The 20,858-nt window shown below is 47.6% G+C and carries 16 protein-coding genes; 7 read left to right on the top strand and 9 right to left on the bottom strand.

Annotated elements, in window-relative coordinates; all coding sequences use genetic code 11:
• Window position 1: 1 nt before the first annotated feature.
• From OI18_RS04275 to OI18_RS04265, 3 genes are all read right to left on the bottom strand, one after another.
• The gene (locus tag OI18_RS04275; protein WP_039137490.1) at window positions 2-3,148 is read right to left on the bottom strand and encodes an efflux RND transporter permease subunit; all 3,147 of its coding nucleotides are present in this window, start codon (window positions 3,146-3,148) and stop codon (window positions 2-4) included.
• A gap of 42 nt (window positions 3,149-3,190) precedes the next feature.
• Window positions 3,191-4,366: an efflux RND transporter periplasmic adaptor subunit gene (locus OI18_RS04270; protein WP_039137536.1), complete on the bottom strand. Its 1,176-nt coding sequence runs from the start codon at window positions 4,364-4,366 to the stop codon at window positions 3,191-3,193.
• A gap of 141 nt (window positions 4,367-4,507) precedes the next feature.
• The gene (locus tag OI18_RS04265; protein ID WP_039137489.1) at window positions 4,508-5,110 is read right to left on the bottom strand and encodes a TetR/AcrR family transcriptional regulator; all 603 of its coding nucleotides are present in this window, start codon (window positions 5,108-5,110) and stop codon (window positions 4,508-4,510) included.
• Window positions 5,111-5,292: 182 nt separating this feature from the next.
• On the opposite strand from OI18_RS04265, the gene OI18_RS04260 reads away from it, so the two are divergent.
• The 5 genes from OI18_RS04260 to OI18_RS04240 are packed head-to-tail and all read left to right on the top strand — an operon-like array spanning window position 5,293 to window position 11,815.
• Window positions 5,293-7,731: an outer membrane beta-barrel family protein gene (locus tag OI18_RS04260; RefSeq protein ID WP_160290191.1), complete on the top strand. Its 2,439-nt coding sequence runs from the start codon at window positions 5,293-5,295 to the stop codon at window positions 7,729-7,731.
• A 25-nt stretch (window positions 7,732-7,756) separates the two neighbouring features.
• Window positions 7,757-8,344, top strand: coding sequence for an HD domain-containing protein (locus OI18_RS04255; RefSeq protein ID WP_039137535.1), 588 nt, complete (start codon window positions 7,757-7,759; stop codon window positions 8,342-8,344).
• A 23-nt stretch (window positions 8,345-8,367) separates the two neighbouring features.
• Window positions 8,368-9,195 carry a formate dehydrogenase accessory sulfurtransferase FdhD gene (fdhD, locus tag OI18_RS04250; RefSeq protein WP_039137487.1) on the top strand — a complete coding sequence of 276 codons (828 nt, stop codon included), beginning with the start codon at window positions 8,368-8,370 and terminating at the stop codon, window positions 9,193-9,195.
• A gap of 11 nt (window positions 9,196-9,206) precedes the next feature.
• On the top strand, window positions 9,207-9,518 hold the full coding sequence (locus OI18_RS04245; protein WP_052272855.1) for a DUF7009 family protein: 312 nt from the start codon (window positions 9,207-9,209) through the stop codon (window positions 9,516-9,518).
• Complete coding sequence (locus OI18_RS04240; protein WP_039137486.1) at window positions 9,515-11,815, top strand: FdhF/YdeP family oxidoreductase; 2,301 nt, start codon at window positions 9,515-9,517, stop codon at window positions 11,813-11,815. The genes OI18_RS04245 and OI18_RS04240 overlap by 4 nt, the downstream gene beginning before the upstream one ends.
• Here the strand turns inward: OI18_RS04240 and OI18_RS04235 are convergent.
• Genes OI18_RS04235 through eat form a run of 5 tightly spaced genes read right to left on the bottom strand, consistent with a single transcriptional unit; the run spans window position 11,790 to window position 17,716 of the window.
• Complete coding sequence (locus OI18_RS04235) at window positions 11,790-13,157, bottom strand: aldehyde dehydrogenase family protein (protein WP_039137485.1); 1,368 nt, start codon at window positions 13,155-13,157, stop codon at window positions 11,790-11,792. The two genes, OI18_RS04240 and OI18_RS04235, sit on opposite strands and share 26 nt — an antisense overlap.
• Window positions 13,158-13,167: 10 nt before the next feature.
• Window positions 13,168-13,845 (bottom strand): gamma-glutamyl-gamma-aminobutyrate hydrolase family protein, encoded by a 678-nt coding sequence (locus OI18_RS04230; protein WP_039137484.1) that lies wholly within the window; start codon window positions 13,843-13,845, stop codon window positions 13,168-13,170.
• A gap of 10 nt (window positions 13,846-13,855) precedes the next feature.
• A complete protein-coding gene (locus OI18_RS04225; protein ID WP_039137483.1) occupies window positions 13,856-15,007 on the bottom strand; it encodes an iron-containing alcohol dehydrogenase in 1,152 nt (383 codons plus the stop codon).
• 8 nt (window positions 15,008-15,015) lie between these two features.
• Entirely contained in the window at window positions 15,016-16,386 is a 1,371-nt protein-coding gene (locus OI18_RS04220) for a glutamine synthetase family protein (protein ID WP_039137482.1), read from the bottom strand.
• Complete coding sequence (gene eat / locus OI18_RS04215) at window positions 16,340-17,716, bottom strand: ethanolamine permease (RefSeq protein WP_039137481.1); 1,377 nt, start codon at window positions 17,714-17,716, stop codon at window positions 16,340-16,342. Before eat ends, OI18_RS04220 begins: the two co-directional genes overlap by 47 nt.
• Before the next feature lie 77 nt (window positions 17,717-17,793).
• On the opposite strand from eat, the gene OI18_RS04210 reads away from it, so the two are divergent.
• Complete coding sequence (locus OI18_RS04210; RefSeq protein WP_039137480.1) at window positions 17,794-19,173, top strand: tetratricopeptide repeat-containing protein; 1,380 nt, start codon at window positions 17,794-17,796, stop codon at window positions 19,171-19,173.
• 10 nt (window positions 19,174-19,183) lie between these two features.
• Window positions 19,184-20,428 carry a beta-ketoacyl-ACP synthase II gene (gene fabF / locus OI18_RS04205; protein ID WP_039137479.1) on the top strand — a complete coding sequence of 415 codons (1,245 nt, stop codon included), beginning with the start codon at window positions 19,184-19,186 and terminating at the stop codon, window positions 20,426-20,428.
• Between the two features lie 8 nt (window positions 20,429-20,436).
• On the opposite strand, the gene OI18_RS04200 is transcribed toward fabF, so the two are convergent.
• Complete coding sequence (locus OI18_RS04200; protein ID WP_039137478.1) at window positions 20,437-20,787, bottom strand: hypothetical protein; 351 nt, start codon at window positions 20,785-20,787, stop codon at window positions 20,437-20,439.
• Between the last annotated feature and the right edge of the window lie 71 nt (window positions 20,788-20,858).

The raw sequence follows: 20,858 nt of genomic DNA, 5'->3' as shown, positions 1-20,858 counted from the left end.
ATTATTGACCATTACTAATTACTGGTTTTCCACTAACCTTTTCCTGCAGGTACTGGAAGATGATGAACAATACCGGGATAATGAATATACCCAGGACAACCCCCGTGAACATTCCTCCCAATGCCCCGGTACCGATTGACCTGTTACCCAGTGCTGACCCACCTGATGCCCATGTAAGGGGAAGCAGGCCTACAATGAAGGCGAACGATGTCATAAGGATTGGCCTTAACCTCAGCTGTGCAGCTTCCAGTGCGGCGGCAACAAGTGTGAGTCCGTTTCTCCTGCGCTGAAGCGCGTACTCTACGATCAGGATCGCATTCTTAGCCAGCAATCCGACGAGCATTATCAATCCCACCTGCACATAGATATTGTTTTCAATTCCAGCCAGATTGATGAATGCAAACACTCCAAGCATGCCTGTCGGAATAGTAAGAATCACCGAGAGCGGCAGGATATAACTTTCATATTGTGCAGCAAGCAGGAAGTAAACAAACAAGATACTCAGCAGGAAAATGAAGATCGTTTGCGATCCCGCACCAATTTCTTCTCTTGTCATACCAGCCCATTCGTAAGTATATCCCCGCGGCAGGAATTCTGCGGTAACCTCTTCGATCGCCTTGATGGCATCACCTGAACTATATCCCGGTTTGGGCATACCATTGATTGTAACTGCATTGAACAGGTTGTTGCGGTTAACGGTCTCCGGACCAAATACCCTTTGCAGGCTAACCAGGTTATTCACAGGCACCATTTGCCCCAAGTTGTTCTTTACATAAATGTTATTAAGTGAAGTTGGCTCGGCACGGTAAGGGATATCAGCCTGCACTATAACCCGGTAGTATTTACCAAACCGGTTGAAGTCGGATACAAGGCTGCTTCCGTAATACACCTGTAATGTCTGCATGAGCTCACTTATTGAAACACCCAGCTGCTTTGCCTTGGCTTCATTTATGTCGAGCATATACTGCGGATTACCGGTATTGAAGGTGGTAAACGCATAGGCGATTTCCGGACGTTGCATTAATGCACCGATCAGTCCATATGCCGTATTTGCAAGCTTATCCAGCTGTCCGCCCGTCCTGTCCTGCAGGATGAATTCAAAGCCGCTTGTATTACCAAATCCCTGGATTGTCGGATAAACGAAGAGGAATATACTTGCCTCTTTGATCACACTGAATTTCTGGTTAAGCACTCCAATGATCTCATTGATATCTTTTACGGGGCCGCGTTCCTTTACTGGTTTCATCCTGATAAATCCTACGCCGTATGCTGAACTGTTTGCGTTTGCAACGATATTCAACCCGTTTACAGCACCCCGCCGCTCAACTGCCTCCACCTGTTGCAGGAGACTGTCCACTTTCGCCATCACCTTTTCCGTTCTGTCGAGCGAAGCTCCGGGCGGAAGGTTAACTGAATAGATCACAAAGCCCTGGTCTTCCGTAGGTATAAAACCTGATGGTGTGGTCCGCATCAACCAGAAGCTGGAAAGGGTTACCACGATCAATCCGCCAATGGCAACCCACTTGTGCCGGAACAGGAATTGGAGGCTTCGTTTATACTTATCTGTTGTTGCCTTGAAACCGGCATTGAATGCTTTAAAGAATCGGGCACCAAAACCATTCTGCACAACAGTATGGCCCTCGTCATGTGAATGATTGTTTTTCAGGAGCAGCGCTGAAAGTGCAGGACTAAGCGTCAGTGCATTCAGGGCTGAGATCAGGATAGCTATCGCAAGCGTGAATGCGAACTGCTTATAAAATACACCGGCAGGTCCCTGAATGAATCCAACCGGTACAAATACTGCGGTCATTACCAGTGTAATGGAAATGATGGCACCCGAAATCTCACTCATTGATTCCACCGTGGCCTGTCGCGCCGACTGTTTCGTTCGCTCCATTTTGGAATGCACAGCCTCCACCACCACGATGGCATCATCCACAACGATACCAATGGCAAGTACCAGTGCAAAGAGAGTAAGCAGGTTGATTGTAAATCCAAACAGCTGCATGAAGAAGAAAGTGCCGATGATCGCGACCGGTACTGCAATGGCAGGGATCAGCGTCGAGCGAAAGTCCTGCAGGAAAATGAACACTACCAGGAATACGAGTATAAACGCTTCAATCAGGGTCTCCTTTACCTGGTCTATCGACGCATCAAGAAATTCCTTGGCATTGTACATATTGAAGTATTCGATGCCTTTCGGAAATGACTGTGACGCCTTCTTCATCACCTTATCTACTTCTGTGAGGATATCGTTGGCATTTGATCCGGCAGTCTGGAATACCGCAATCCCGATACCAGGCTTGCCGGCTATCATCGTATTTGCACTGTAGGAAAATGCGCCGAATTCAATCCGTGCAACGTCTTTAAGTTTTACTACGGAACCATCGGGATCAGCCTTGAGAATGATCTCTTCATATTCCTGGTTCTTAGACAATTTGCCTTTGTACTTCAGGATGTATTCGAATGATTCTTTACTGCTCTGGCCAAACCGGCCCGGTGCTGCCTCGATATTCTGTTCCCTGATCGCATTCAATACGTCCTGGGTACTCAGGTTGTTGGCCGTGAGCCTGTCAGGTTTAAGCCAGATCCGCATTGAATAATCCTTGGCGCCGAATACCATTGCCTGGCCCACACCAGGTACCCGTTGGATTTCCGGGATGATATTGATCTTGGAATAGTTCTGCAGGAATGTTTCGTCGTAAGAACTGTCTGTACTGAAAACCAACGGCACGAAGATCATACTGTTCTGCTGCTTCTGTGTGGAGATCCCGGCCTGCACAACTTCCACAGGCACCTGGCTGACCGCTTTTGATACGCGGTTCTGCACGTTCACTGAAGCCAGGTCGGGATCAGTACCCAACTTGAAAAAAACGTTCAGGGTCATGGTGCCGTCGTTGCTTGAGGTGGAAGTCATATAAGTCATGTTCTCCACGCCATTAATGGCTTCTTCAAGCGGAGTGGCTACAGCCCTCGCAACAACTTCTGCATTTGCACCTGGATATGTAGCCGTGACCTGTACGGTTGGCGGCGCAATATCCGGGAACAAGGTAATGGGCAGGGAATAGAGTGATAACAAACCCAGCAATGTGAGTATGATAGACACGACGGTAGATAATACCGGTCGTTCAATAAATGTCTTTAACATCCGGAATTAGTTTGAATAATAAATAGTAGTGTGCTGATGCGCTTACAATGGCCTGCTGCGCAACAGACTGTCCATGGAAATGGGTTCCGGAACAATAGCAACACCTTCTCTCAGCCTGTCGAGGCCCATGTAAACAATCTTGTCACCTGCCTGCAGCCCGTTACCCACGAGGTAATAATTGCCACTGCTTGCTGTGATGGTGATGGGCTTACTGGAGACTTTATTGCTGTCTGCGACCACAAAGACGAATACCTTGTCCTGCAGCTCATAAGTAGCTTCCTGTGGAACCACGAGGGCCGACTGGATACTGCGTGGTATCCGTACCCTGCCGGTGTTGCCTGAACGAAGTAGTCCCTCGGTATTTTCAAATGCCGCCCTGAATGTGATCGATCCCATGCTGCTGTTAAATTGTCCTGATGCTATCTCCACTTTTCCTTTGCGGGGATAAACACTATTGTCGGCCAGCACCAGGTCTACCTGGGGCATCTTACTTATCTTCTCCTCAATGGAACTGCCTTCATACTGGTTCTTGAACAACATAAAATCCTGTTCGCTCAGTGAAAAGTAGGCATATACTTCCCTTACTTCCGAAAGAACGGTGAGTGGCTCAATGGTTGCTGAACCTACAAGGCTCCCTGTTTTGAACGGGATCCGACCGATGTATCCGTCGACCGGTGCTTCGATTGTGGTGTAACCCAGTCTTATTGAAGCGTTTTGCACCATGGCTGCGGCCTGCTCTACTGAAGCTTTTGCTGCATTCTTTGATGCTGTTGCTGCTTTCAGCTGAACGTCGGATACAACATTGTTCTCTACTAGCGGTGTAAGTTTTCCCACGTTGATCTCTGCGTTTGCGAGATTGGCTTCTGCTGCTGCCAATATGGCCTTAGCATTATTCAGCTCCTCACGGTAACGCTGTTCATTGATCTTAAAGAGAACGGTTCCCTTCTTTACATGTGCGCCTTCATCTACATAGATCCGGTCGATATATCCTTCGACCTGGGGCCTGATTTCAATATCCTTCGTGCCTTCGATGGAGGCAGAAAAATCCTGGTACGTGGTAGCCGGGATCCTGGCAACAGTCAGCACGGGAAGTGCAGGCGCCTGCGCCGCTGCAATCGGAGTGCTGCCTGATGTGGAATTACAGGAGTATGCAACGATGGTGAGTACTAACACTGCAGCTACAACCAACCTGTTCTTCGGTGACAAAAGAATCTTCACTAGGTTTCTGTTTAATCTGGTTAAGTTTTGCATAACGTTGTTTTTAGCCTTAAAAGGCTCTTTGCGTTTGATAATTGATCAGTGAGGCATTTGTAACACTATTACTTTTCCTAACAGTGTTAAATAATGTCGAAAAAAATTTTATTGCCGGAGGTTTTTGATGAATCCTTCAATTGCATCATCAAGCACCATCTTATTCAGGTCAGGTTCCACCGATGTGTTCATCAGCTTGATGGAAATCAGTCCGTGCATTACCGACCAGAAAGTGTGGTATTTCAGGCAGACGTTGACGTTGCGCGGATCGTTTTCCGATTTCGTTATGGCAATAATGGGACTCATCACAATGTCGCGGAAGGCAGATTTCTCCGCGATGCATTTGTCCGCTTCACAGCACGCTATACCAAGCCCAAACATCAGCTGGTAATATTCCTTGTGCTGGAACGCGAAATTCCAGTATGCATCGGCAATCGCTTTGAGTTGTTCAGCGGGGTCTTTGGATTTGCGGCTGGCCTGCTGCAGCTTTTTGGCAAGTAATTCAAATCCCTGTTTGCCAAATTCCAGCAGAATGGCCTCTTTATTTTCGAAGTGGTCGTAAATGACCGGGACGCTGTACTCGATGGCATCGGCAATTTTCCGGATGGAAAGGGACTGCCAGCCCTCCTCCAGCACCAGCTTCCAGGCCGTCGCCAGGATGTTGGAGCGGATTTCCTCCTTTTGCCGTAACCTTCTTTCCGTTATTCCCATGTTGTCATTTTTCCTAACACCGTTAGCAAATATAGCAACGTTTTAAAATCCCTGCCAAAAAAAATTTTGTTAAAGGCTGAAAACTCTCACCCGTCGGGTGCCACCCGACGGGTGAAACGGACCGCTGAACATAAATGGAGGAACCTGTTGGAAGGAGGCCGTTAACTTGGCGGCTTATAACCATGAAAACCATAACCATACTACTAGCTTTAATTTGCTATGCATTCGTTTTGCGCGCGCAACCGGGATTGTCGTCGAGCGGCCGGATCGAGATCGTGGTTAGTAGCCCGCAGCAGCAGCTTTCCTTTGTTACCGTTGAACTGGTAACGTCCCGCGACTCTGCCCGTGTTGCGGTAACCACAACAGATTCTACCGGAAAGGCTTTTTTTACCAGCATCCCCGCAGGCTTTTACCTCTTACGTTTGACCAGGGTGAACTTCACCGGCCGGATCATTGAGCTGAATCACAATCCACAGGGTGAATCAGCTGCCACAATCCGGGTAACGCTTCTGCCACTTGAAAAAGCCATGCAGGAAGTAGTGGTAAGCGGTAAGAAAAATTATGTCCGCCAGCTTGCGGATAAAACTGTTATCAATGTTGACGCAGCTATCAATAATACCGGCACGACGGCGCTGGAAGTCCTGGAAAGGTCGCCCGGAGTAACCGTAGACAAGGATGGGAACATCAGTCTTAAAGGCCGCCCTAATGTAATGGTTATGATAGACAACAAGCCGTCCTATGTGTCAGGCGGAGAACTGGCAACACTGCTGGGTGGAATGAGCAGCAACCAGATCGAATCAATTGAACTGATTGATAACCCTTCAGCCAAATATGACGCGGCAGGCAATGCGGGCATTATCAATATCATTACAAAGAAGAACAGGCAGCGTGGATTCAATGGCAATGCGAGCCTTTCGTATGGCCAGGGCCGTTATTACAAAAACAACAATAGCCTTGGACTGAATTACCGGGAAGGGGCATTCAATTTCTTCCTGAATTACAGCATGAACCTGAACCGGAACTATCTCGATATGTATGCCCTGCGAAAGTATTATAAGGACGATGGCCGACTCGAGTCCCAAATGGAACAGCCCACTTATATGAGATTCAAAGGGCAAAACCATACGATCCGGACAGGTGTCGATTACTTTGCCGGCAAAAAGACCACTATCGGCCTGGCATTGGTTGGAACTAACCTGAACCGCACAAGTGAAGGTGAAGGAGATGCGCTGTGGATGGACGCGTCGGGACTACCTGATTCCTCAATCAGTACTGAAAGCGCAAATAAAACACATTGGCAGAATGCCGGACTCAACCTGAACCTGCGCCACGCGTTCAACGCCACATCTGAACTTACTGTGGACCTGGACCTGCTCGGCTACCGTATTGCCGGATCCCAGGCATTCAGCAACCAGGTGGATAGCAACAACAGTGAAATAGAAACCTTTGTGGGCGATTTGCCATCCAATATCAATATCCTTTCTGCAAAAGCAGACTATTCCACTTCGATCGGCAATGACCTGAAGCTTGAAACAGGTATTAAAACTTCCGGAATATCCACAGACAATGAAGCGTCCTACTTTATCATGAAAGATGACAAGTGGGAACCAGACCCGGGTAAGACCAATCACTTTCTTTACCGGGAAAACATTCATGCTGTTTACGGAAGTCTGCATAAGAAACTGGACAAATGGACTTTCCAATCCGGCCTGCGTTATGAATACACACGTTATGAAGCCGAGCAGCGTGGCTATAATGGCAGGAAGGATTCAACATTCTCCCGGAACTACAGCAGTCTTTTCCCATCGGCACTAATCGGGTTGCAGGCTGATTCATCTCACCAGTTCAATCTCAGCATAGGAAGAAGGATTGACCGCCCCCCTTTCCAAAAGCTAAACCCTTTTGTATTCATCATCAACAAATACACCTACCAGCGGGGCAACCCCTTCATTCTTCCACAATACACCTGGAATATCGAACTATCGCACATTTTCAAAGAAGTACTGACCACCAGCATTTCCTATAACATAACAAATGACTACTTCTCACAGATCTTTTATTCCGACACTAGCGGCATGGTCATTTATACTGAAGGCAACCTCGGAAAAATGAAGAACCTGGGGATTACGGTAAGTGGACAATTTTCGCCGGCAAACTGGTGGACCGCCTCTGCCGAAGTAACCCTGAACCACAAGAACATGGAAGGGTTTGTGTGGACTAAACAGAAAGCCACTATCACGCAAATGAATATGAACATCAATAACCAGTTCAGGTTCAAACGCGGATGGGCAGCCGAATTATCCGGATATTACATCACAAAGAGCCAGACGGACATCCAGGAAATTGTTGAACCGACAGGCCAGGTGTCGCTCGGTTTATCAAAGCAGGTTTTGAAAAACAAAGGGAGTATCAAGCTGTCATTCCGCGACATTTTCTACACCCAGGCAATGGCAGGCAATACGCAATTCCTTGACGCCACAGAATACTTCAAACTTACCCGCGACAGCAGGGTTGTAAGCATCACTTTTGCCTATCGTTTCGGCAAGCCACTGAAAACTCCAGGCAAACGTAACAGCGGCGGGGCTGGTGATGAGATCGAACGCGTTGGAACCGGCGGATAGGCCCGGAAATTGCATGAATCATTTCATGAATGAAAAGCTGGGTAAAGTCGAAGAATTTGCGAGGCAGGCGCATGGCACCCAACGGCGTAAGTATGCCGACGAACTGTATATCAATCACCCGATCAGGGTAATGACAACAGTCCAGGCATATATCAATTCATTACCTGTTTTATCGGCTGCATTACTTCACGATGTGCTCGAAGACACCGAAATAAAAAAGCATGAGATCCGTGACTTCCTGTTAACAATTATGAATACACGCGATGCGGATGAAACAATTAACCTGGTCGTCGAACTTACAGACCAGTATACAAAAGATAATTACCCGCAATGGAACAGGAGAAAGCGAAAAAAGATGGAAGCTGAAAGGCTTTCGAAGATATCTCCCGCCGCACAAACAATCAAGTATGCCGACCTGGTCGATAACAGTGAAGACATTATAGATTCTGACACGGACTTCAAGCTCACCTACCTTAACGAGGCCCGTGATCTCCTGAAGAAAATCACTGCCGGCGTGCCCGATTTATATGAGAGGGCCAACCAGACAGTGCAGGAATGTATTGATACAGTGGAGAGGATGTCAAAAACTACAGGCAAGGACCATCAAATATGATTAACTTCCCTTAAAAGTGATTTATGGGATCCCCTTCCATATCCCGGGTAAGTATAACCAAAATAAAAGCCGGTATTGCGCACCCTGAGACCGATGCGCTTGCAATTGAAGAGCCATTGCAGATAAGTATCAAAAAGGGGAATTCAACTGAGCCGGTTTCTGTGACGATGCGCACGCCTGGAAATGATGAAGAGCTTGCATCAGGCCTGTTGATTACGGAAGGAATAATCGGTCACACTGCTGTCATTACTGATTTTGAGACTCCGGCCGCAGACGAACGCAATCACATCACCGTTATACTGGACGAAAATACGACACCTGATCTCCGCAACACCTCCAGGAATTCATATTCAAGTTCAGCTTGCGGAGTGTGTGGAAAGACAACTATCGATTCAATAGAGATCAACTCCCCTTTCATTCCATTACCGGAAGGCCCATTGATCCGGCACGAAGTATTGATTGAACTGCCACGAACGCTCAGGCAACACCAGTCGCTCTTTGACTCAACCGGCGGATTACACGCTGCTGCATTGTTCGATAGTTCTGGAGAAATAAGAATACTACGTGAAGATATCGGCCGGCATAATGCGCTCGACAAATTAATTGGTGCCAGTTTTCTTGAAAAATGTTTACCTCTACGCAATTGCATCCTGCTCCTGAGCGGACGTGCCGGTTTCGAACTGATCCAGAAGGCGGCAATGGCGGGGATCCCCGTAGTAGCAGCAGTCGGCGCACCTTCAAGCCTTGCAGTGTCCCTGGCAAAATCTGCCGGCATCACCCTCGTCGGTTTCCTGAGAGAAGATCGGTTCAACATCTATTCACACGAAGAAAGAATCTACTGTTCATCTTAAAATCATTAGCGATGAAATTAAGGATAAGCTCAAATTCTGTAAGGTTGAGACTTTCCCCGGAAGAGGTGAAACGACTGGCCCTCTCCGGATATATCGAAGAATACACAGAATTCGGAAATATGCCTTTTGTATATGCGCTGCAATGCAAACATTCGGGGAATGAACTTACTGCAGACTTTGACGGGGGTAAGATAACTATTTTCATTCCTGCGGATTTTGCTGCCGCCTGGACGACCAGCGATACGAACTCTATTTCAAGCAATATGCATGTGACCGATTCTGAATCCCTTTCACTACTTGTTGAAAAAGACCTGAAACCATGAGTGAAGAGCGCATTCCTGAAGCTGAAAATCCGGAGGATTTTACCGGGCTGAAACAGGAGAATATTAAACATTCCGCCGGGGGCATCCCTGCTGTTGTTTCCGCATTGAAACATGTTTTACCAGAAGCAGGTTTCGTTCGTGGATTGAAAGCGCTTGGTAAAATCAACCAGAAAGACGGGTTTGACTGTCCGGGTTGCGCATGGCCCGACCCCGATGATGAACGAAGCGGTATAGCAGAATACTGCGAGAACGGCGCTAAAGCCATTGCGGAAGAAGCTACGCTGAAAAAACTCGATCCGGAGTTTTTTGCAACTCATTCCATAGAAGAGCTGGCTTCATGGAGTGATTACCAGATCGGCAAAAGCGGCCGCCTTTCCCAACCAATGATGCTCTCAGTCGGTGACAATCATTATCGCCCCCTGACCTGGAGCGATGCCTTTGATAAAATCGCATCAGAGCTGAATAGCCTGGATTCACCTGATGAAGCGATCTTTTATACTTCTGGACGCACCAGCAATGAAGCAGCTTTCCTGTACCAGTTGTTCGTGCGCGAATTCGGCACCAACAATTTACCTGACTGCAGCAACATGTGCCACGAAAGCAGTGGTGTAGCACTGGGTGAATCACTTGGTATCGGCAAAGGAAGTGTTACGCTGGAAGATTTTTATGATGCACAGGTAATCTTTATACTGGGACAAAATCCCGGTACAAATCACCCGAGAATGCTTACTGCGTTGCAAAAAGCGAAAAGGAACGGGGCCATGATAATCTCCGCCAATCCTTTACCTGAAGCAGGGTTAATGGCATTCAACAATCCGCAGGAACTCAAAGGGCTCCTTGATCTTGATAGTAAGTTGACCGACCTTTTCCTGCAGGTGAGGATTAATGGCGACCTTGCCATGCTGCTGGCGATCGAAAAGAAATTGCTCGAAGCCAATAGCCACCAACGGGTATTCGACGAGGAGTTTATAAACAGGAATACGATCGGCTATGACGCACTCACTGCGCATCTTTCCCATTTGGATATCGAAGAATTGTATAAAATCAGCGGCCTTTCACCGGAGCAGATCGGTGCAGCAGTAGAAATACTGAAAGACAAAGAACGCATCATTGCCTGCTGGGCGATGGGACTCACACAACATAAAAACGCGGTAAATACGATCAAAGAAATAGTGAACCTGTTATTGCTGAAAGGTAGTATCGGCAAACGCGGAGCGGGTACCTGCCCGGTACGTGGGCATAGTAATGTACAGGGCGACCGGACAATGGGAATCGTGGAAAAGCCATCAGAAAGATTCCTGCAGAAAATAAAGGACAACTTCGGCTTTATTCCCCCCTCCCAACATGGACTCGACACGGTAGAAAGCATTAAAGCCATGCATGCAGGAAAAGGAAAAGTGTTTATCGCCCTGGGTGGAAATTTTCTATCCGCCACGCCGGATACACAATTCACTGCCGCAGCCCTTCAAAAGACGAGGCTCACAGTTCATATTTCCACTAAGCTGAACAGGAGCCACCTCATTCACGGAAGGGAAGCGATCATCCTTCCAGCGCTTGGAAGAACTGACCTGGATTTCGTTAACGGCATGCAGCAATTTATTTCCTGTGAAAATTCAATGGGAGTTGTACAAGCTTCGAAGGGAACACTTAAACCGGCTTCTGAACACATGCTTAGCGAACCTGTAATAGTCTGCAGGCTCGCCAAGGCAACACTGTCAAAATCAAAGGTAAGCTGGGACAAGTACCTGCAGCATTATGACCAGATCCGTGAGGACATCGAGCGTACTATTCCCGGGTTTGAAAATTACAACGAGCGCGTAAGAAATCCTGGGGGCTTTTACCTGCCAAATGCCAATCGGGCCGGCCTGTTTGACACAGCCACAAAAAAAGCGCACTTCAATATTGCGATGCCAGGTTATATCGAAACGAAGGCAGACGAACTAACAATGATGACCATACGCAGTCATGACCAGTTCAACACAACCATTTATGGACTGAACGACAGGTACCGCGGTATCAATAATGAAAGGCGCGTGATTCTGATGAATAAAAATGACCTGCAAAAGCGCGGACTGCAAAACGGATCAATGGTTACGCTTGTGAATGAACACGATGGCACACGACGTGAAGCGCATAATTTCATCGCAATTGATTACCCGATCCCTGAAGGGAATGCAGCGACTTATTTTCCTGAAGCAAATGTGCTGGTACCTATAAGCAGTGTTGCGGAGAAAAGCAATACTCCCACTTCAAAAATGGTGATCATAAAAGTTATCCCCTCAGGTGCCAGGCTTTAGGCTGTACGAAAGCCCTGATACCGGTGTATGACAGCGTGGAACCAAACCCGGAATTTTTTCTTCCCGACCATGGCAGTCCGGCGCTGACCCGGTCACAGCAATTCCAGTAGACTGTTCCTGTATGCATAGTCTTCATTAGCTTTTCCGCCCTGTCATAATCGTCAGAGTAAACGGCAGCGGTAAGCCCGTATTCCGTATCCATCATTAGCCTGGCCGCTTCTTCATCATCACGCACTTTTTGAATGCCGATCACAGGTCCGAATGATTCGTCCTTCATGACCTTCATCGAATGATCCACATTCGACAGTACCACAGGCCGCATATAATAACCGCGCAGATCCAATGGTTCGACGCCGGTATGCTGAATTGCTCCTTTTTCCCTTGCATCATGGACCTGGTCATTAAGGACTGCCATTTGCTCCTTCCTGCTTAACGGACCAATGTCGGTAGCGGAGTCCATCGGATCACCGATGACCATATGGTTGCATTGCTCAACAAATGATTCCAGGAAAGTGTCATACACATCTTCATGCACATAGATCCTTTCAACTGCGCAACAGCTCTGACCGTTGTTATACACAACGCCTTCAAGTGCGGCAGCTGCAACCTGGTCAATGTCCACGACATCATCCATTACATACAGCGGGTCTTTACCGCCAAGCTCGAACTGGCAGGGTACCATCCGTGCAGCGACACGTTCCGCAATATGCTTTCCGGTTTTGTAGCTCCCGGTAAAATAAAATCCGTCAAATGGCAGATCAAGCAGTTGTTCCCCTGTTTCCCGCCCGCCAATCACGGCCTGGAAACAGTTTTCAGGCACACCGGACCTGTATAGCATCGAAGCGATTTTCAATCCCGTAAGACTGGCATATTCCGAAGGCTTATAACAGACTGTATTACCGCCAATGAGTGCAGGCACAAATACATTAACACCAACCAGGTATGGATAATTCCAGGCGGAAATATTAGCAATTACACCAAGTGGTTCATAAGTGATCTTTTCTCTTGTGCCACCTTCAGTGGTGATCCATTCTTCCGACAACCATCTTTCAGAGTTCTCAAGAAAAAAACGGATCCGGTTGCGCGCACCCTTAAGTTCGTTATAAGACTGGCTGACGGGCTTTCCCATTTCACTGGTAAGCGTCCTTGCGAGTTCGTCTTTTTCAGTTTCAAGAAGATCATAAAACCTGGACAGGCACTGAAGCCTTTCCTGTAGTGGCAATGCAGCCCAACCCAGCTGCGCAGCCTTAAGCGAGCGGAACTTCTCTCCTACACTTTCAACGGTGTCTTCCTGCAGGTCTTTGATTTTTTCTCCGGTAGCAGGATTGATTACTGCAAACATGTAAAACTTATTATGTATTTGAACGTGGTTCCTGTTTTCTTACTTCGGCGAGAAACCTTTCCTTGATCCTGATTGACATGGGGTTTTCTTCTCCGCCAGGGATACGTTCCGGGTGCCACTGTACGCCAAGCATAAAAGCTTTACCGGATTTATCAGCAAATTCTATCCCTTCAATGCAACCATCGGGCAGGGACCATGCATTTGGTTTCAGGTTCTTTCCCAACATTCCCTCGCCTATCGCCTGGTGGTGAGCACTGTTGACCGCACCATTGTCTGCGTCAGTAAGCTCATGAAGCAGGCTTTCATCGTTGATTGTTATCTCATGACTTTTGTCAGTATCTGCATCTTTCTTGTGGATCAGGTTCTCTTCAGCCAGGTCCTGTACAAGCGTTCCACCTTCCAATACGTTGATCAGTTGCATACCCCGGCAGATCCCGAGTACCGGCAGCGAAGCAGATTGGGCATAACGGTAGATCTCGGATTCGAAAACGTCACGCTCAGGCTGTGCATTTATATCGATGCCACCCGTCAATACAAAGCCATCACATTCCGGTATTGCCGAAACATTATTTTCCTGGAAAGAAAGTATTACCGTTTCCAGGTCATCTCCCAGGTCATGCTCAGAAAACCATTTGACATAGTTTTCAAAGTTGGTAGTAGTAAAGCTTATTCCAATTTTCTTTTTCATCACCGCATATTTATAATGCCTCCTGGTAAAGCCTACGAAAGTCCTCCCGGGTAACAGGCTTTGGATTGTTGGGATGGCAAAAATCAGCTTCTGCCAGGTCAGACAAAGCTTCTATATGCCCTTCATTCACACCGATATCCCGTAGTTTAACGGGCAACATGACTTCGTTGTTCAATTGAAACAGGTAGTCGATCAGCTTAGCGCCATCATCTTCCTCCAGGTCCATCACCTGTGCCATGCGCCTGAACTGTGGTTCAAGCCCGGCCAGGTTGAAGCGCATGCCGTAGGGAAGATTTACAGCATTTGCGAGTCCATGATGCGTATCCAGCAAAGTCGACAAAGGGTGTGCCAATGAATGCACAACCCCCAGTCCTTTCTGGAAAGCAACCGCTCCCATCAATGAGCCGAGCATCATCTTCGCCCTTGATTCCAGGTCGGGTTTGTTCACAGCAGTTACGATCGACTGGCTGATCAGCCTCATACCTTCAAGAGCAATTCCTTCACAAAGCGGGTGAAAGTTTTTCGCGACAAAGGCTTCCATATTATGGGTCAGTGCATCCATCCCGGTTGCAGCAGTTACAAATGCTGGCAAATCCATCGTAAGCATTGGATCTGCAAACACCATTTTAGCCAACAGTTTAGGGGAGAACAGGATCCGTTTCCGGTGTGAATCGTCTTCCGAAATAATGGCGCTTCTTCCCACTTCACTACCGGTTCCACTTGTAGTAGGCACGGTTACAAAATATGGAACAGAACCAGTCACATAAATATCCCCGCCGATTAGGTCATCATAGTCGAAAAGGTCGCGTCTATGGTCGACGCGCAAGGCTATGGCGCGGGCAACGTCCATCGCTGCGCCACCACCAATGCCGATGATACAATCTCGCTTCCCGTCCTGGAACTGTTCGTCACCTGCCAGCACATCTGCCTTCACCGGGTTTTTGTGAATTGATGAAAACACAACAGGAGAGATTCCTGACCGTTCGAGATGATTAAGGATCTCTTTGAAAAATCCAAGGTCTTTAACCGTTGGATCTGTTACAATCAGGGGTCTGCCGAATCCGCCGTCACGAAGGTGATCCGGAAGTTCTTTGATAACTCCGGCGCCGAAACGAACAGTTGTCGGGAAATTGAACTGTCTGATCGAATTGAAATCTGTCATTTTGTTTTTCAGATTATTTCCAGGTAACGTTGAAGTTCCCAGTCTGTTACTGCTTTACTGTATTGACGCCACTCCCATTCCCTGCTGCCAACGAAATGACGCACAAATTCTTTTCCAAAAAGTTCTTCAGCCAGTGGGGATTGTTTCATGGCTTGTGTTGCATCCCAAAGTGACGCGGGCAATACCCCGTTCTTTTTATCTGTATATCCACTTCCGGAACTGGATTTAATGGTGAGTTTCATTTTGTTCCTGATCCCATACAATCCGGAAGCCAGGCAACCTGCCATAGCCAGGTATGGATTCGAGTCCGATCCCACAACACGCGTCTCCAGCCTTGTGGATGCATGGCTTCCAGGTAAAGCACGCAGCGCGGTCGTTCGATTGTCCATGCCCCAGGTTATCGTTGTTGGTGCCCAGGCGCCTTCAACAAGTCGTTTATAGCTGTTGACAGTAGGTGCAAACATGGGAAGGATATGCGGAAGGCAATGCAGCTGACCAGCAATATAACTTTCCATGACCGCACTCATTCCTGACACCGATTTCCCATCGTAGAACAGGTTGCGCTCACCGTCTGGCGACCAGAGGCTTTGATGCACATGCCCGCTGCAGCCAGGAAGTTTGTCACTGACCTTGGCCATAAAGGTGGCGATGATACCATGACGATAGGCAATCTCTTTTACTCCAGACTTAAACAGGACTGCACGGTCTGCCGCCTCAAGTATATCATCATACAGGATCGCCGCTTCATAAACCCCGGGACCTGTCTCAGTATGAAGTCCCTCCAGCGGCACTTCGAACTTCTTCATAAAGTCAAAAATGTCGCGGAAATATTCGCTGTTCTGCGACGACCGCAAAATTGAATAACCGAACATTCCCTGGGTGATCGGCTTTAAGGCATGGAAACCTGTTGAATATAACTCATCAATATTATTGACATAATTGAACCATTCAAACTCCTGGGAAAAGGAGGTAACAAACCCTTCATCCTGTGCGATTGAAGTAATTTTTTTAAGCAGGCTGCGGGGACACACAGCAAGTGGCTTACCTTTTCCAGGCGTGAAATCAGCGAGGAAAAATGGCGTATCACTTTCCCAGGGCACCTGGCGGAATGTGTTAACGTCTATATACGCTTTAGCATCGGGATAGCCCGTATGCCAGCCTGTGAACGCGGCATTATCATATGCCTGATCACCTGAATCCCAACCGAAAACCACATCACAAAAACCAAAGCCATTCTCGGCTACGGATCGGAATTTATCGAAACTGATGACCTTTCCCCGTAAAACTCCGTCCAGGTCTGTTATGGCGAGCTTTACTTTTTCTTCGTTCTGGTCAACCAGTTGCTGCAGGATCTCTTCTAAGGATTTTTTCCTGACCATCAGATTTTCTTTTTACAAAAAGATGAAACCATACATAGGATACTACCAATATACCAAAATATATCAGGGATAATTTCTTGTAAAGCGTGCACATTGCGATCATACAAATTACTGACAATACCAGGGCAACGATTGGGAAAACAGGGTACAATGGCACTTTGAAGGGCCTATCAAGCTGTGGCTCCTTTTTGCGCAACAATAATACGGAGATCATTGAAAGGAGGTAAAGGGTTACGGCACCGAAGCATGCGAGTGTGATAATCTCAGCGGTTTTGCCGGTCAGCAGCGCCAGAATGCCTATGATCATATTCGCCACCAGTGCGTTTGCAGGAGTCCGGAACCGCGCATTTACTTTTCCCAGTGCGGATGGAATATATTTCACGCGACCGAATTCAAACGTTGCCCGACCTGCAGCTAGAATGATGCCATGAAACGATGCCACAAGGCCCATCAGGCCAATTGAGATCAGGAGATGGTAAAACAACCCACTGTTACCGGTTATCTCAGACATGGCCAGCGGCAGTGGCGAGTCCGACGGCGTGGCTCCCCGTGATGGATAAACGATAGCCTCCCAGCCTGCAACACCTATTGATGAGATGAAAACAAGGATACATAAAATTACCAGTGTAATCAATGCAGAGCTGAATCCTTTAAGGATTGTTTTCTGTGGGTTGATTGTTTCCTCAGCAACATTGGCTACCCCTTCCAGCCCCAGGAAAAACCAGATTGCAAATGGGATTGATGCCCATACGCCTGTCCACCCATTAGGAAACGCATTCTGCCTGAGGTTAGCAATTTCAAAATGTGGCAACGTTATACCTGCGAACAGCAGCAGTTCAAATACTGCAAACAGGGTGATCACCAATTCGAATGTTGCGGCAGCCCTGACCCCGGCTATATTGAGGATTGTAAAAACAAAATATGCAGATACGGCAATAACATGTACGGGTACCTGCGGAAAGAAGATGTGGAAATATGCTCCGATAGCTGCAGCGATTGCAGGAGGAGCAAATACAAATTCGATGATCTGGGCCATGCCGGCAACAAATCCAAGATCACGTCCCAGGGCTCTTGTAGCGTAATCAAAAACACCGCCGGCGCGAGGGATGGAGCAGGCCAGTTCCGTGTAAGAAAAGATAAACGTGACATACAGTAAAATGATCATCAGTGTGGCGATGGCGAGACCCAGTGTACCACCTTCTGCAAGCCCGAGGTTCCACCCGAAATACATTCCTGAAATCACATAGCCTACTCCTAGTCCCCAAAGCATAAGAGGCCCTAGGGAACGGGATAAATGAGGAGAAGATTCGTTGGCTTGTGATCCGGGCATGAAAAAATTTGAAATGGAATATAACACAAAATTCTAATAACCATATTGGTTATATTTGATCAGACAAACTGAAGCTTATGTCGACACCAAAACGCTGTTTTGTGGTAATGGGCTTTGGAATTAAAACTGATCTGGCTACCGGACGCAAGCTCAACCTTGATAAATCATACCAGGCCCTCATCAAACCTGTCGTTGAAGCAAAAGGCATGACCTGCATCCGGGCAGATGAGATAAAACACTCGGGCCCGATCGACCTGCAGATGTTCCAGCAATTATTTTCAGCAGACCTTGTGATTGCAGATCTCTCCACATCAAACCTGAATGCCTTTTATGAATTGGGAATACGTCATGCGCTGAAACCCCACACGACCATTATTATCTCTGAAGCACAAATGGCTTATCCTTTCAACATTCAGAATCTCACAATCAAAAATTACACACACCTTGGCGACAGCATCGACTATTTTGAAGTGTTGCGTTTCCAGCAGTTGCTGGGTGAAACAATCGACCAGGTAGTCAACCAGGCCAATACTGACAGTCCCGTATATACGCTGCTGAACGGTCTTGTACCTCCATCATTGCAGGAGCAGGCAAGAATGGTTGTGGAAGAGATCGATGCGGCGATTACTGCCGGTTCTGACGTCGAAGAGACAGCGAACGATAGCAGCAACAGCTCGCTGGCAACTTTGACCAGGGAAGGTGAACTTGCATTGAAACAAAAAGATTTCGATGCCGCTAAATCATTCTTCGACACCGCCCTTCGATTGTCGGATAAAGAAATTGACTTAAATGAGAATTCTCATAACACCTACCTGATCCAACGGCTTGCACTTGCCACTTACAAAGCTGCAAGGCCGGATTATATCAGTGCGTTGAAAGCTGCACTGAACCTTCTCAGCAAAATAGACCTGGGTCGCACCAATGACCCGGAAACGGTTGCCATGGCAGGGTCTATAGAAAAACACCTGTATGAAGAAGGACAGGGTGACGCGCACCTTGAAAATGCCATCCTTTACTATCAACGGGGATATTACCTGCTGCACAACCGGCATAATGGGGTTAACCTCGCATACCTTTTGCACTGCCGTTCTCTTTCGTCTACACTTGACCCTTCACGTGAGGAACAGATTGCAGACCTTGTATGGGCAAACCGCTTTCGCCGGGATGTATTGATGCTATGTGACAGAGATGCCGCAAACAACCTAAAAAGGGAAACAATGGCCAGCGGCGCCGATACTGTCAGTAAAGAACAAGGCGAATTGTTAAATGAACAAAAATTCTGGATACTTGTAAATAAGGCGGAAGCACATTACGGACTTGGGGAAATGCCTGAATATGAAGCAGCTGCAATGGCAGCGTCAAAGGTTCTGCATGAAGACTGGATGATGGAGAGCTTCACCAGGCAACTTCAGAAGCTCGGCAAATTGCTTGAAAAGCCTAACTTGCACCCCCAGTAAAAAATTCAATATGCTTAAACGCGTGGTAATAACCGGCATGGGCGTCTTGTCCCCTACCGGCAGTGATATCAGGACATTCTGGAACAATACTGTAAACGGTGTACGCACCGCATCAACCATCACTAGGTTTGACGCTTCTCTCTTCAGGACACAATTTGCAAATCAGCTTCAAAACTTTGATGCTGCTGCATATCTCGATAAAACAACCATTAAAAGGACCGACCTGTTTACGCAATATGCACTGATTGCCTCTGACCAGGCAATCAAAGATTCAGGTTTCGACTTCCCGTCGATGAACCCTTTTGATGTGGGAGTTATCTGGGGTTCCGGTCAGGGCGGAATGGATACATTTGAAGAACAGGTTAAGGAATATGTGCTGGGCAACGGTCAGCCGAGGTTTAGTCCGTTTCTGATCCCGAAGTTCATCCCGAATATGTCATCTGGAATGATCTCAATCCGCAATGGCTACATGGGAATCAACTACACCACCATTTCTGCTTGCGCAACTTCCAATACGGCCATTATGGATGCGTTCAACTATATCAGGCTTGGCAAGGCAAAGATCATCGTAACCGGTGGTTCTGAAGCGCCTATCACACCAGCTTCATTTGGTGGCTTCAGCGCAATGAAAGCTATGTCTCACCGGAACGATGATCCCGGGCATGCATCCAGGCCCTTTGATTTACATCGTGATGGTTTCGTGATGGCCGAGGGCGCGGGCGCACTGGTGCTTGAAGATTATGATCACGCAGTAAAACGTGGCGCAAAAATTTATGGAGAGGTCGTTGGTGCTTCTATGACCTCCGATGCATATCACATGACGGCTACGCATCCCGAAGGATTGGGCGCCATCCAGGCGATGAAGTTCGCGCTCGAAGAAGCCGGTCTAACCATCAGTGATGTCAACTACCTGAACCCCCATGCCACATCGACTCCGGTTGGTGATCTGTCTGAAACAAAAGCCATCACGACATTGACAGGGGATCAGAAAAACGGGATGTTTATCAGCGCAACGAAATCGATAACAGGACATTTACTTGGTGCGGCCGGAGCGGTTGAAGCCATCATTGCACTCATGGCCATGCAGGAAAACACCATTCCACCGACGATCAATACCGAGGAAATTGATCCCGCTATCTCCGGCAACCTGAACATAGTAATCAATGAAGCAGTTCAGGCGCCTGTTTCAGTAGCTATGAGCAACACCTTCGGATTCGGTGGTCATAACGGAACGGTAGTGTTCAGGAAATTGTGATCTCCGGATCACTCTTTCACTACCAGGTCGCGTCGTACGATAGTTTTTGTGGCGAGTTCAAAGTTCCGGCTTGCCTGGAACTTTCCGTCAGTAACAGACACCTCGTAGTTACCGTCTTCCACATCGGACATAATATACCGGCAACGGAATACCGGGCTGCAGATCATTGTATCAACTACCGGTCCGGTTCCACTGTGCCGGATAGTGAGCCAGAGTCTTTTCTTTGCGGGATTTTCCACCTGCAGGATAAAAGCCTCATTGGATTCAGCCTTTACCTGCAGGGTGAAAGACGCCGGTTCACTAAATGCTGCCGCAACAACAGCGACGATAACAACTAATGCGGACAATGCAATTTTCATAACAAAGGTTTTAGGATGATTTGATGTCGCAAAGCTCAAATCACACTGTTACCCAGTTGTTACCGCAATAA

It is taken from the genome of Flavihumibacter solisilvae, from assembly GCF_000814475.1.
In the GTDB taxonomy this organism is placed as follows: Bacteria; Bacteroidota; Bacteroidia; order Chitinophagales; family Chitinophagaceae; genus Flavihumibacter; species Flavihumibacter solisilvae.
Note: the sequence above shows the minus strand (reverse complement) of the source record. Positions and strands in the feature narration are given on the sequence as shown.

What these genes read in the sequence shown, in the direction of transcription:
- OI18_RS04235 (WP_039137485.1), bottom strand. Translation starts at nt 13,157, where the DNA reads ATGTTTGCAGTAATCAATCCTGCTACCGGAGAAAAAATCAAAGACCTG.
- OI18_RS04255 (WP_039137535.1), top strand. Translation starts at nt 7,757, where the DNA reads ATGAATGAAAAGCTGGGTAAAGTCGAAGAATTTGCGAGGCAGGCGCAT.
- fabF (WP_039137479.1), top strand. Translation starts at nt 19,184, where the DNA reads ATGCTTAAACGCGTGGTAATAACCGGCATGGGCGTCTTGTCCCCTACC.
- OI18_RS04210 (WP_039137480.1), top strand. Translation starts at nt 17,794, where the DNA reads ATGTCGACACCAAAACGCTGTTTTGTGGTAATGGGCTTTGGAATTAAA.
- OI18_RS04225 (WP_039137483.1), bottom strand. Translation starts at nt 15,007, where the DNA reads ATGACAGATTTCAATTCGATCAGACAGTTCAATTTCCCGACAACTGTT.
- OI18_RS04260 (WP_160290191.1), top strand. Translation starts at nt 5,293, where the DNA reads ATGAAAACCATAACCATACTACTAGCTTTAATTTGCTATGCATTCGTT.
- OI18_RS04220 (WP_039137482.1), bottom strand. Translation starts at nt 16,386, where the DNA reads ATGGTCAGGAAAAAATCCTTAGAAGAGATCCTGCAGCAACTGGTTGAC.
- OI18_RS04265 (WP_039137489.1), bottom strand. Translation starts at nt 5,110, where the DNA reads ATGGGAATAACGGAAAGAAGGTTACGGCAAAAGGAGGAAATCCGCTCC.
- OI18_RS04240 (WP_039137486.1), top strand. Translation starts at nt 9,515, where the DNA reads ATGAGTGAAGAGCGCATTCCTGAAGCTGAAAATCCGGAGGATTTTACC.
- OI18_RS04200 (WP_039137478.1), bottom strand. Translation starts at nt 20,787, where the DNA reads ATGAAAATTGCATTGTCCGCATTAGTTGTTATCGTCGCTGTTGTTGCG.
- OI18_RS04230 (WP_039137484.1), bottom strand. Translation starts at nt 13,845, where the DNA reads ATGAAAAAGAAAATTGGAATAAGCTTTACTACTACCAACTTTGAAAAC.
- fdhD (WP_039137487.1), top strand. Translation starts at nt 8,368, where the DNA reads ATGGGATCCCCTTCCATATCCCGGGTAAGTATAACCAAAATAAAAGCC.
- OI18_RS04245 (WP_052272855.1), top strand. Translation starts at nt 9,207, where the DNA reads ATGAAATTAAGGATAAGCTCAAATTCTGTAAGGTTGAGACTTTCCCCG.
- OI18_RS04275 (WP_039137490.1), bottom strand. Translation starts at nt 3,148, where the DNA reads ATGTTAAAGACATTTATTGAACGACCGGTATTATCTACCGTCGTGTCT.
- eat (WP_039137481.1), bottom strand. Translation starts at nt 17,716, where the DNA reads ATGCCCGGATCACAAGCCAACGAATCTTCTCCTCATTTATCCCGTTCC.